This window comes from Paenibacillus barcinonensis (assembly GCF_003217495.1).
Lineage (GTDB): Bacteria > Bacillota > Bacilli > Paenibacillales > Paenibacillaceae > Paenibacillus > Paenibacillus barcinonensis.
This window is the reverse complement of sequence record NZ_QJSW01000001.1, coordinates 426,037-438,756: the sequence shown is the minus strand read 5'-3', so window position 1 is coordinate 438,756 and position 12,720 is coordinate 426,037. Positions and strand designations below refer to the sequence as shown.

The window sequence follows — 12,720 nt, the reverse complement described above, 5'->3', positions numbered from 1 at the left end:
AACAAACCGTATATTCTACATTGTACATCAGCCCCACCTGCTTAGGAATACACTTTGAATCATGAAAAAGGTGGAATTGCAAAATTAAAATATAGACAGTGGTCTGACAGGCTCATGACCTTCCGTCTTTTTGCTCTCTTTTTACAAACAGGAAAGCAATAGAGGGACAGGCAAAACGTGCATGGTGAAGTATGGTTTACAAAAATCTGCATCCGCATTGATATATCTATGATATTTTAATGTGATATGATAGACCGGACAAGTTGTAGGGAGGCGTTCATATGAAGATTAGCAAACAGGAGGCAGCACACTATATATGGGGAACACAATGTGATGGCTGGCATCTGGTTCAAGGTGAAACGCTGAGCGTAATTCATGAACGAATGCCTTCGGGCACAACTGAAACAAGACATGTGCATAACAAGAGCCGCCAGTTCTTTTTTGTACTTAGTGGTGAGGCCTGCATGGAGCTGGACGGGAAAACCTTTGTGTTGGAAGCACACGAAGGCATTGAAATTCCACCGGGAGCACCGCATCAAATGCAAAATCAAAGCAACGCAGACGTTGAATTTCTTGTTATTTCGCATCCAACGACACGCGGTGACCGTACTGAACTAAGCGGATCAAATAACAGCAGAAGGAAGAGATAAATGAGACCGTTTCGCATTCGCTTGGCCCTGATTATGATGTTACTGATTGGTTTATCCGTCATAGTAGCTGGATATACAATGGGCAGAGTTTTTAAGACAACCCATATCAATGCACTGGAGCAAACGATGGTGCGTGAGATTAATTTGCTGAAAGCAACTTTCCCGTTTCACGATGCATCTGATCCGACAGCGACAGAGACTCGCAAATATTACTCGGATCGAGCATTGGAGCTGGATCGTCTAACCGATTCACGGGTAACCTTTATCAATAAAGATGGTATCGTAATCGGAGACTCAGAGAGTGACCCGGCAACGATGGATAACCACCTGAATCGTGAAGAGATTCAGACCGCTGTAGGCGGCAAATATGGACGGTCCATTCGTTACAGTGAAACGTTGGGACAGGACATGCTGTATGTTGCTTTGCCCGTTAATTCCGATCAAAGTGACATGATTGAGATGCCGAGCGGCAAATTTGACGGTTACATTCGTTTATCTATGAGCTTGCATGCCGTGGATCAGGGGCTTCAGCGCGGCTGGATAATTATGTTTGGCGCGCTGGGATTGCTGTTCCTGATTGTGGCATTTGTCAGCTATCGGGTGGCCCGCGGTTTAACCTCACCGATTGAGCATATCACCAAGGTGGCCCATCGGATCACCAAGCTGGAATATGATGCTCGTGTGAAGGTTACGCGCAGAGACGAGATCGGTCAGCTGGGCCTGGCTATTAATGGAATGGCAGATAGTTTGCAATCACAGCTCAAGACGATTCGAGATAATGAAGCGTTGCTGCAAAGCGTCCTTGCGAATATGACGGGGGGGATTGTGCTGATTGATGCAGCTCAATCCATTGCACTGGTCAATCGTGAAGCAGAGCGAATGCTCTCGATTCAGGCAGTGAAAGTAACAGGCAAGCCGTATACGGAACTCAAGCGTCATTATGAGCTGACCCGTACCATTGAAGAGAGTGTTGCTCTCCAGGAACGCATGCATGAGGAAGTGAGTGTGTTTAATCCGGAGGAACGCTTGATCCGCATGGATGGAGTGCCGATGTATGAGGAGCATGGCGGTTATCGTGGTATGTTATTTCTGTTGCAGGATGTCACAGCGATTCGGCGCCTGGAGTCGATGCGCAGCGAGTTTGTTGCCAATGTATCTCATGAACTCAAAACACCTGTCGCAGCGGTGAAAGGCTTCGCTGAAACCTTGCTGAGCGGTGGGGTACAGGATAAGGAAACGGAGCGTTCCTTCCTGAAGATTATCTATGACGAAGGTGACAGACTTAATCGCTTAATCGGAGATATTCTGGAATTATCGAAGATTGAGTCCAAGCGTGCACCGTTGGAATGTTCACCAGTGCATGTACACTCCTTTTTCGAGATGGTCATGGGAACCTTATCCAAGGTGGCGGAGAAAAAGCAGATTCGTCTGGAGATGAATGTGCCTGAGGAGCTATATATCGAAGCAGATGAGGATAAAATGAAGCAGATTTTCATTAATCTGTTATCGAATGGAATCAACTACACACCGGAGGGTGGCAGAGTCAAGCTTCAGGTGAAGATGGATCAGGCAAGTGAGGCTGAGCAGGTTGTTTTTGCCGTGTCAGATACCGGAATTGGCATACCGAAAAAAGATTTGCCACGCATCTTTGAACGTTTTTACAGAGTGGACAAGGGCAGATCACGGAACTCGGGCGGCACGGGACTGGGGCTTTCTATCGTGAAACATCTGGTGGAGCTGCATCATGGCAAGCTTTCCGTGGAGAGTGAATTGGGCTTGGGTAGCACATTCCGTGTAACTTTGCCTTTAATTCAGGAAGAAGAGAACTAACTCGTGTCTTGGAACGGAAATTCAGCAAAATGTGCTTCCTTCGGCGTTTTCACATACGTCCCAGTTTACTTCAAGCAAAAAGTTATAGGTATCAGGAAGTAAAATGTAAAATGAATATGTATCTTTACACAGCGTTAACAAATAAGTGCTATGATAAAAAAAGTGTTGTGGCAACAGACAACCTATGAAGAGAGAAGGGGTATCATGGCGCAGCGTTTGCTGGTTATTGAAGACGAACCGACATTATCGAGATTACTTACGTACAACCTGACACAGGAAGGGTATGACGTAACGGCAGAGGATCATGGTTCAGCAGGTTATGACCGTGCCTTGTCACAGGATTTCGATTTGATTTTACTGGATCTGATGCTTCCGGGCATGAATGGTCTGGATATTCTGAACAAGCTGCGGATTCAAGGCGTGAGCACACCTGTTATCATTCTTACAGCCAAGAACGGTGAAGCCGAGGTAGTACAAGGACTGAAATCGGGTGCTGATGATTACATTACCAAACCTTTTGGAGTATCCGAGCTGCTGGCAAGGGTAGACGCCGTGCTCAGACGTTATTCCAATGGGGATGAGTTGCCCCAGCCCGAGGACAAGGACGGCTCACGCATCATTTTGGGTGAGCTTGAGATTTACCCGTTAAAGTATGAAGTGACTTTAGGGGGACAATCCATTAGCCTTCGTCCAAAGGAGTTTGAAGTGCTTTTATATCTCGCGAAGAAACCTGGAGTTGTACTGACTCGTGATGATTTGATGAATGCAGTATGGGGCTTCGATTATATCGGAGGCCAGCGAACTGTGGATGTACACGTCAGCTCATTACGTAAAAAGCTGGAGCTTGATCCCGAATCCGTTCATATTGATTCGATTCGTGGTGTAGGCTACAAATTGGTTGTCAAAAGAAAAACTCCCCATCATTCTAGCTAGATGATTGGGGAGTTTTATTTTACGTTTCTTTTACAAAAAGGAAGAGTTTTCTTTATTAATAAGGAGTAGGATGAAGTCATCCAAGTGATACTTTGTACCTATTATTATATCTTAGGGCGGAGTTAACACGAAAGGGAGATACGCAATTATGCCCACACTTTTTGAAGAAAGACCTAAAGTTCTGGAGGATGCACGTCAAGATAAGGAACAAAAAGTGAATGTACAAAAAGAAAATCAACAAAATGAACTTCAACAAAATCATAACGAACCTAATCGTAACGAACATAAACGTGTTACACCTGAAGTTAAAGCGGTGTTGCACAGTGAGGAAAAGCCACTTGTTCTATCTGAGATAAAAATGGAGCAGCAAATTGCACCTCTCCTTCAGCATGAGAATGAAGTTCCCTTCGAAGTAAGCAGGCAATCTGTAGAAGAGAACAAGATATCTATATATGAATATTGTCGTCAGGTGCCCACCGCTCAGGAGAGCACGACATGTGGAGAAGCAGCCACGATGCTGAATGATGGCCAAGAACATCCATGTATTGTGTTGTGTGATGAGCAGATGAAGCCAACAGGCTTGATGATGCGGGAGAACTTGTATCGTTTGCTGAATGGTCGATTTGCAGCAGATTTATTCTATCGCAAACCGATAATTAATACAGCCAATACTTCACCGGTTATTGTAGATATACATATGGAGCCTGCCGCCATTATAGATGCTGCATTACGACGTGATGAGGAGCATTTTTATGATTGTCTGCTTGTAACCGAGCATGGCCGGCTGCTTGGTGTGCTCACGATGCGAGATGTGATGCTGCTATCCCGCAAGCTGCAACAAGCAGCGTCGGCAGACCGCATACGCACGGTGATGGAGAGCGGACGGGAGATTGCCCGAATTCATGAGGCGGTAACGAAGCTGGTGCAAGCAGCAAATCAGACTGTACAGGAAGCAGGGCAGATTATTGCTTTGTCCAACGAAGGAGAAGGCCGCCTGCGACAGGTCGAAACTTCGTATAGTCAGGTTCATGAGCATATGGGCATGCAGGGTAACCATGCCAGTCAGATGCTTGAGTCGATCGAGGCTAGTGCAGGCATGGCGCGTTCCATTCGTACACTGGCTGATCAGAGCGGGCTGCTGGCATTGAATGCGTCTATTGAGGCTGCGCATGCCGGGGAGTATGGACGAGGATTCCAGATTGTTGCAGGGGAGATCAGAGCTCTTGCCAAGCAAACCAGGGAAGTTGCTGAGAAGATGTCCTCCTTGCTTATGGGAATCGAGAGCTTGACCGAGCAGACGGTATCACTTATTCAGGCCAATGGAGCCGAGATTGATGGAAGTGCGGTGTATGTTCAGGAAGGAGCAGCTGCGTTTGGTAAATTAAATGCTGCTGTACATGCGCTATCCTGCATCGTAGAAAATATCGCTAATGAGGGTGGACAAGCGGGACAAGTTGCAGAGCATATTCAAACGAAGCTGAAGAGCATGCTCGCAGACCATGCGGAGCTGTGAAGGAAATCTTCTCCTGAGAGATGAAAGGGCCTATGGCGAACAGCAGCCTGGGTCTCTTTTAGCTGTTTTTACATTGCGTTAACATGAAGGTGGTACTGTTTTTACAATGTTAAGTTAGGATATTAAAGATGACCGAGCCGATTCATAAACAACATGAACGCGGGTCTCAACGTAAAGGGCTGACGACCATCCCTGGAGCGAAGGAGAAGTGAACACATTCATGAAAGACCTCATTCACATTGATGGACTTAATTTATACTATGACACGCATCATGCGCTTAAAAATATATCTATGGACTTGCCGGAGAAAACGGTCACAGCGTTTATCGGGCCATCAGGTTGCGGCAAATCCACCCTGCTCCGCACATTAAACCGGATGAATGACATGATTCCGGGTGTTCGTGTGGAAGGACAAGTTATGCTGAACGGTTCGGATATATACAGTAATGAGATCGAAGTGGAGACGCTGCGCAAGCGGGTAGGGATGGTATTTCAGCAGCCGAATCCTTTTCCAAAGTCGATCTATGATAACGTAGCCTACGGACCACGTCTGCACGGTGTAACTCACAAGAAGGAACTGGATGAGCTTGTCGAGCAAAGTCTGGTGCATGCAGCACTGTGGGATGAAGTGAAGGATGTGCTCAAGAAATCAGCGATGAGTTTGTCTGGAGGTCAGCAGCAGCGTCTGTGTATTGCCCGTGCACTGGCTGTGCAGCCGGATGTGCTGCTGATGGACGAGGCAACATCGGCACTGGACCCGATCTCCACCCTGAAAATCGAGGAATTGGTCAAAGAGCTGCATCATAAATATACGATTGTTATGGTTACACATAATATGCACCAAGCAGCGCGAGTATCGGGAAAAACGGTGTTTTTTCTGAATGGTGAAGTGGTGGAGGCAGCTGATACGGAGACGTTATTCTCCACACCGCAAGATTCCCGTACCGAGGATTATATATCCGGCCGGTTCGGTTAAGGCGAGCTGATTATGAATAATCCCGGTCTACCCGGAGATGATCGAGAAGGAGGACAGGAAACCTATGATTCGCAGAAAAGAATTTGATCAGGAGCTGGAAGAGCTGCGCAACCTGCTTCAACAAATGGGTGACCATGTAGCAAAGGCACTGGATGGTGCAATTGAAAGTTTACAAACGATGGATGCGGAGAAAGCTCAGGTCATCATTAAAAATGACGCGAATCTGAATGCCCTTGAGGACAAAATTATGGAGCTGGGCTCCAAGCTGATTATTACGCAGCAGCCTGTAGCGAAAGATCTGAGACGCATTATTGTGGCGTTCAAAATCTCCAGCGACCTGGAGCGGATGGGTGATCTGGCCCTTGACGTGGCGAAGGTGACTCTTCGCATGGAAGGTCAGAAGTTGATCAAACCGCTGGTCGATATTCCACGTATGGCTGAAGTCGTGAAGTCAATGGTAGACGAGTCGATTGAGTCGTATCTGAAGGAGAATACGGATCTGGCCTATAAAATGGCTCAAACGGATGATCAGGTGGATCAGTTGTACAGCAACATGATTCGAGAGCTCTACACGTTAATGACCGATTATCCGACTCAGGCCTCACAGGCGATGCTGCTGCTTATGGTTGGACGTTACATTGAACGGATTGGCGACCACGCGACTAACATTGGCGAGAGCACCGTGTATCTGGTTACGGGTCAACGCCCTGATTTGAATCAGTAATCTGAATGGGGCAGCGCTCTGCTGCACCACTCATAATGAACATCATAGATCGAGATCATGATCGAAATGAAAGGAACTTTCTTCCGGCTGGCCTGTGTACAGGCTGATTGGGAAGAAGGTTCTTTTTTTGCACAAAAATGTTGTTCGAGGGGGTATAACTTTTTTTGATGTGTGTGGCAGGTATGGTATCATGAAGGAAGGTTGGTAAGAAAGGCTCGATGAATACAAAATATAAATAAGAAGTTTCAATAAAAAGGTTTGACCATATGATACGTGAGGTGCTGGAATGGACAAGTTGATTCTTATAGATGGCAATAGCATTATTTACCGGGCATTTTTTGCAATGCCTCCCCTGACAAATTCGAAAGGTCTGCATACCAATGCGGTCTATGGCTTCACAACGATGCTGTTAAGGCTGCTGGAGGAGCATAAGCCGACACATCTGATGGTGGCGTTTGATGCGGGCAAAGTGACATTCCGTCATGAAGGGTATCAGGAATATAAGGGTGGACGGGAGAAAACACCGCCAGAGCTGTCAGAGCAGTTTCCATTGCTCAAGGAGCTGCTGCAGGGACTCGGAATTGCACAGTTTGAGCTGGCTGGTTATGAAGCCGATGATATCATCGGTACACTCACCAAACGTGCAGATGATGCAGGCAGACAGGTGCTGGTGGTGTCGGGTGACAAAGATATGCTGCAGCTCGCTTCCGACCATGTACATATCGGGCTGACGCGTAAAGGGGTCACCGAGATTGAGCTGTATGATCCCGCTCAAATTAAGGAGCGTTACGGATTAACGCCTCTGCAAATTATTGATCTTAAAGGTTTGATGGGAGATGCCTCTGATAACATTCCAGGTATTCCAGGCGTCGGAGAGAAAACAGCGCTCAAGCTGCTGCATCAGTTCGGGTCGGTGGAAGAGGTGCTGAACGGCACAGGTGAGCTGAAGGGCAAGATGAAGGAAAAGATCGAAGCTCACGCCGAGGACGCTCGTATGAGCAAACAGCTTGCGACCATTCATCGTGAGGTTCCGCTGGAGCAGACGTGGGAGGATATGCAGTTTGATGGACTAAAGGAAGCCAGTGCAGGGCCCGCCTTGGCCAAGCTGGAGTTCAAATCGTTGCTGGAGCGCTTGTCTTTCAGCGGTAGTATCCGTTCCGAGCAAGAAGCTGTTCCCGCCGCTGAGGTAGAATCCACCATTGCTACAGAAGATAACCTGGCGGAATGGATGAACGTGCTGGATTCTATCGACGTGCTTCATGTAGAAACGCATGGAGATAACCCCCATCAGGCCAAGCTGGTCGGCCTTGCTGTGGGTGCAGGGGAGAAGTACATATATTTTTCTCCTGAGCTGCTTCAGTCGGATGTGGCGGCACCTGTACGGGAATGGCTTGCGAATGCGGATTGTCCGAAACGCGGATATGATCTGCACCGTGTTGATCTGGCGCTGCATGCGCACGGAATAACGTTTGCTGGTGCGGCATTTGATGTGCAGCTGGCTGCCTATTTGCTAGATCCAACGGAGTCAAATCAGACGATCAGCGGTTTGACGTCCAAGTACGGATTGCCTTCGCTGGTTGAAGATGATAGCGTCATGGGCAAAGGGGCCAAGTACAAGGTGCCGGATGCGGATGTGCTAAGCGATTTCCTCTGCCGGAAAGCGGCTGCGCTGGCTGCCATTATCCCGCTGCAGGAGCAGGTACTGGAGAGCGATGAGATGAATTCACTGTTCCATGAGCTTGAAATGCCGTTATCCCGTATTCTGGCGGATATGGAGAAGCAGGGGATCAAAGCCAATACAGCGGACCTTCAGACACTCGGCAGTGAATTTGAAGAACAGATCGGCAGGCTGATGTCTGAGATTTACAAGCTGTCCGGTACGGAATTTAATCTGAATTCACCGAGACAGCTGGGTGAGATCTTGTTTGATAAGCTTGGGCTGCCTGTTGTGAAAAAAACAAAGACCGGCTACTCGACAGATGCCGAGGTGCTTGAGAAGCTGGCCCCGTATAATGACGTGGTTCAGCATATTTTGCAGTATCGTCAGCTGGCCAAGCTACAATCCACGTATGTTGAAGGCTTGCTGAAGGAGATATCGGACCGCGATGGTAAGGTGCATACGTTCTATCGTCAGACGATTGCAGCGACAGGACGTTTGAGCAGTCAGTTCCCGAACCTGCAGAATATTCCGATTCGCATGGAGGAAGGACGCAAAATTCGGAAGGTATTTGTACCGTCCGAGCCGGGCTGGTCCATACTGGCCGCAGATTATTCGCAGATTGAGCTGCGTGTGCTGGCTCACATTTCGGATGATGAGCGGCTGAAGGAAGCTTTTGTACATGATATGGATATTCATACGAAGACGGCTTCTGATGTGTTCGGTGTCAAGCCGGAGGATGTAGACAGCGATATGCGCCGTTCCGCCAAGGCGGTTAACTTCGGCATCGTATACGGCATCAGCGATTACGGGCTTTCCCAGAATCTGAACATTACGCGTAAAGAAGCGGCGCAGTTCATTGATCAGTATTTCGAAATATTCCAGGGTGTACGCCGATATATGGATGACATTGTGAAGGATGCGCGCCGGGACGGGTATGTTAAAACGATGCTGGAACGCCGCCGTTATCTGCCGGAAATCAATGCCAGCAACTTCAATCTGCGTTCCTTCGCCGAGCGTACGGCGATGAATACACCGATTCAAGGTACGGCTGCTGATATTATCAAGCTGGCGATGGTGCAGATGGATGAGGCGCTCCGCGAACGCAAGCTTCAGAGCCGTATGCTGCTTCAGGTACACGATGAGCTTGTATTTGAAGTGCCACCAGAGGAAATGGAGCTCATGAAGGAGCTTGTTCCTGCGGTGATGGAAAAAGCGCTGAAGCTATCGGTTCCGCTAAAAGCTGAGGTTAGTTATGGACAGAACTGGTACGAGGCAAAATAGATAAGAAAGGGTCCCGCTGAGCCTCATCTTCCGTTATAATATAAGGGAGGTGAGAACATCATGCCGGAATTGCCGGAAGTCGAAACAGTCAGAAGAACTTTAAATCAGCTCATTGTGGGCAAAACCATTGATCACGTTACCGTTAGCCTGCCGCGAATTATTCAGCGGCCGGACGATATAGATGCATTTGCACTGGAACTGGCGGGCCACACGGTTATTGGCGTAGAACGTCGGGGCAAATTTTTGCGGATTTTGCTGGACGGACTTGTGCTTGTCTCCCATCTGCGCATGGAGGGACGGTACGGTGTGTACAATCAGCACGAAGAGGTGGAGAAGCATACCCATGTGATCTTTCACTTCAACGATGGTACGGAATTGCGTTACAAGGATGTGCGTCAGTTTGGAACGATGCATCTGTTTAATACAGGTGAAGAACTGGTATCCAAACCACTGATGAAGCTGGGACTTGAGCCGCTTGATGAAGCTTTTACAGTTGATGCGTTCCGTGAGGCCGTTGGGAAACGTACAACCAAAATCAAAGCGGTTCTGCTCAATCAGGCATATGTTGTAGGCATCGGGAATATTTATGTGGACGAGGCTCTCTTCCGCGCAGGTATTCATCCCGAGACAATTGCGAGGACATTAACCGAAGCTCAGTTAAAGATTCTGCATGAAGCGATTGTGGCTACTTTACAAGATGCTGTGAATGCTGGAGGCTCATCCATCAAATCTTATGTAAACGGACAAGGCGAGATGGGCATGTTCCAGCATCAGCTGAAAATTTACGGGCGTAAAGCGGAGCCTTGTGTGACTTGCGGCACGTTGATAGAAAAAAGTGTGGTTGGCGGTCGGGGAACGCATTTTTGCCCCAATTGTCAGCCGTTACCGCTCTCTGATCCATCGCTGGCCTGAACTGAATGAACGAAATGATGAAATCATAGCACCCTTGGATTCCTCCCTCCATATACTGATATGGCAGAAATAAGCGGGCATATACCCATACTGGCATCTTCAGTTGGCACGTACCGCACAGGGGAGGAATCTGGGGTGCTGCATCATTTTATTTCATTACTGGCGCTTGCTTTTGCGGTTAGTTTAGATGGTTTTGGAGTTGGGATTACATATGGACTTCGGAGGACCAAGATTCCGCTCTTATCCATTGCTATTATTTCGCTTTGTTCGGGACTGGTTATTGCATTGTCTATGCAGGTTGGGGTGTTATTATCTCGTGTTGTATCACCCGGTGTGGCATCCATTGTGGGAGCTGTCATACTCATTGTGATCGGAGCCTGGTCGCTCCTGCAACTGATTCGTCGTCGTGGCAAGGAAAACGAGGAAGCAGACAATGTGGCGTTGATTCATTCAACACGGGTTCAAAGCCCAACATCAGCGCAAGCAGAAGTACATCAGGAAACGAATTTACCAGGGATGGGCACAACAGATTTAGACCCGCCATCGTCATCCAAAGGCAAAAATCAGTTGATGGCACTGGAGATACAGCCTTCACCAACCGATGGAGTGGTAGAACGAATGGTATTTACGCTGGAGCTGCGCAAGCTTGGGGTGGTCATTCAGATTTTGCGCAGTCCGTCCAAGGCGGACATGGATAATTCAGGTAGCATCTCGACGCAGGAAGCGATGTGGCTGGGCATTGCCTTGTCACTGGATGCATTCGGAGCAGGTCTTGGTGCGGCGCTGCTTGGGTTTCCTACGCTGTGGACTGCACTGGTCATTGCGGTATTCAGCGGAGCATTACTGTCGCTAGGCATGAAGGTCGGACTGCGGTTTGCAGCGCAGCGCTGGATGCAAAAGCTTGCGATCCTGCCAGCTCTGCTGTTAATGATTATGGGTGTAATAAAGCTGTTATAAGGATGATAATGAAGCTGTTATGAGGTGAAACGATGAATATAGGCTTAACTGGCGGAATCGCAACAGGCAAAAGCAGTGTTTCCGCGTATCTCGCCAGTAAGGGAGCGCTGCTCATTGATGCAGACGTTATTGCCCGGGAAGTGATGATGCCCGGGCATCCCGTTTTGGCTGCCGCTGTTCAGCGGTTTGGACAAGCCATACTGAACGAGGACGGCACACTGGATCGGAAAAAGCTGGGCAGTATTGTTTTTCAGCACCCTGAGGAACGAAAAGCACTTGAGGCTATCACACATCCGGCTATACGGAAGGAGATGCGTGAGAGAGCAGCTGCATATGAAATGCAGCATCCGGACAAGCTGGTGGTGTCGGATATTCCTTTGCTGTACGAATCTGGTCTGGAGGACGGCTTTGAGGAAATCCTTGTGGTCTACGTGCCAAGAGAGGTACAGCTGGAACGTTTGATGAGCCGTGACCAGATGACTCAGGCTGACGCGGAAGCACGTATTGCGGCACAGATGGATATTGAACGCAAAAAAGAGCGAGCGAACATCGTTATTGATAACAGCGGTTCATGGGCTCAGACGGAGAAGCAGCTTCAAGCATTTTTAAACCGTAAGGGTCTGTTATGAAGATATTACGTAAAAAACGTGTGCTGCTGATCATGTTCATTTCCTTTGTACTTGTCTTGTTTCTCAACACGAACTGGATGGCGTGGTTCTACCCGATCCAGTATAAGGAGGAGATTCGGGCACAATCCCAGAGTTATGAGGTGGACCCGTTTCTGATCGCTTCCATTATTAAGGTGGAGACGAATTTCAAAACCAGCAAAGAATCCAAACGCGGCGCGATCGGATTGATGCAGCTCATGCCGGATACGGCCAACTGGATTCTGGAGCAAGCCAACATTCCGAATACGTCGCTGGAGGAGCTTAAGCATGAGCCAGAACGTAATATTCAGCTTGGCACATGGTACTTGCGTAATCTGTCCGACCAGTTTCACGGCAACGAAATCGTGATGATTGCGGCCTATAATGCCGGGCCGGGTAAAGTCAGCAGCTGGTTGAAAAATGGTGTATGGGATGGCAAACTTGAAACGGTAAAGGATATTCCTTTTGGCGAGACACGCCACTATGTACAACGGGTTATTTACTATTATAATCAGTATGTGAAGATCTACGATACGTTCTGATGTGTTGCTCGGAAAGAGATAAGCAGAAGCACGGAGCAGACCGGTATTCTACCGGTCGCCCCATGCTCCTCTGTGTAACGTATTACGATGCAGAT

At 48.2% G+C, this 12,720-nt stretch carries 11 protein-coding genes; all 11 read left to right on the top strand.

The window, feature by feature from the left end; translation table 11 throughout:
* Positions 1–281 precede the first annotated feature (281 nt).
* Positions 282–650: a cupin domain-containing protein gene (locus DFQ00_RS02000; protein ID WP_110893604.1), complete on the top strand. Its 369-nt coding sequence runs from the start codon at positions 282–284 to the stop codon at positions 648–650.
* Positions 651–2,480: a two-component system histidine kinase PnpS gene (pnpS, locus tag DFQ00_RS01995; RefSeq protein ID WP_110893602.1), complete on the top strand. Its 1,830-nt coding sequence runs from the start codon at positions 651–653 to the stop codon at positions 2,478–2,480.
* A gap of 204 nt (positions 2,481–2,684) precedes the next feature.
* Positions 2,685–3,413, top strand: coding sequence for a response regulator transcription factor (locus DFQ00_RS01990; protein ID WP_110893600.1), 729 nt, complete (start codon positions 2,685–2,687; stop codon positions 3,411–3,413).
* A 148-nt stretch (positions 3,414–3,561) separates the two neighbouring features.
* Positions 3,562–4,926, top strand: a complete 1,365-nt coding sequence (locus DFQ00_RS01985; protein WP_110893598.1) for a methyl-accepting chemotaxis protein — start codon at positions 3,562–3,564, stop codon at positions 4,924–4,926.
* 220 nt (positions 4,927–5,146) lie between these two features.
* Positions 5,147–5,902, top strand: a complete 756-nt coding sequence (gene pstB, locus DFQ00_RS01980) for a phosphate ABC transporter ATP-binding protein PstB (protein WP_110893596.1) — start codon at positions 5,147–5,149, stop codon at positions 5,900–5,902.
* Between the two features lie 64 nt (positions 5,903–5,966).
* A complete protein-coding gene (gene phoU, locus DFQ00_RS01975; protein ID WP_110893594.1) occupies positions 5,967–6,626 on the top strand; it encodes a phosphate signaling complex protein PhoU in 660 nt (219 codons plus the stop codon).
* A 286-nt stretch (positions 6,627–6,912) separates the two neighbouring features.
* Positions 6,913–9,567, top strand: coding sequence for a DNA polymerase I (polA, locus tag DFQ00_RS01970; protein ID WP_110893592.1), 2,655 nt, complete (start codon positions 6,913–6,915; stop codon positions 9,565–9,567).
* A 60-nt stretch (positions 9,568–9,627) separates the two neighbouring features.
* The gene (gene mutM, locus DFQ00_RS01965) at positions 9,628–10,479 is read left to right on the top strand and encodes a DNA-formamidopyrimidine glycosylase (protein ID WP_110893590.1); all 852 of its coding nucleotides are present in this window, start codon (positions 9,628–9,630) and stop codon (positions 10,477–10,479) included.
* Positions 10,480–10,614: 135 nt separating this feature from the next.
* Positions 10,615–11,436: an MntP/YtaF family protein gene (locus tag DFQ00_RS01960; RefSeq protein ID WP_174812279.1), complete on the top strand. Its 822-nt coding sequence runs from the start codon at positions 10,615–10,617 to the stop codon at positions 11,434–11,436.
* 32 nt (positions 11,437–11,468) lie between these two features.
* Positions 11,469–12,065, top strand: coding sequence for a dephospho-CoA kinase (gene coaE, locus DFQ00_RS01955; RefSeq protein ID WP_110893588.1), 597 nt, complete (start codon positions 11,469–11,471; stop codon positions 12,063–12,065).
* Positions 12,062–12,625: a lytic transglycosylase domain-containing protein gene (locus DFQ00_RS01950; protein WP_110893587.1), complete on the top strand. Its 564-nt coding sequence runs from the start codon at positions 12,062–12,064 to the stop codon at positions 12,623–12,625. Before coaE ends, DFQ00_RS01950 begins: the two co-directional genes overlap by 4 nt.
* Positions 12,626–12,720 lie beyond the last annotated feature (95 nt).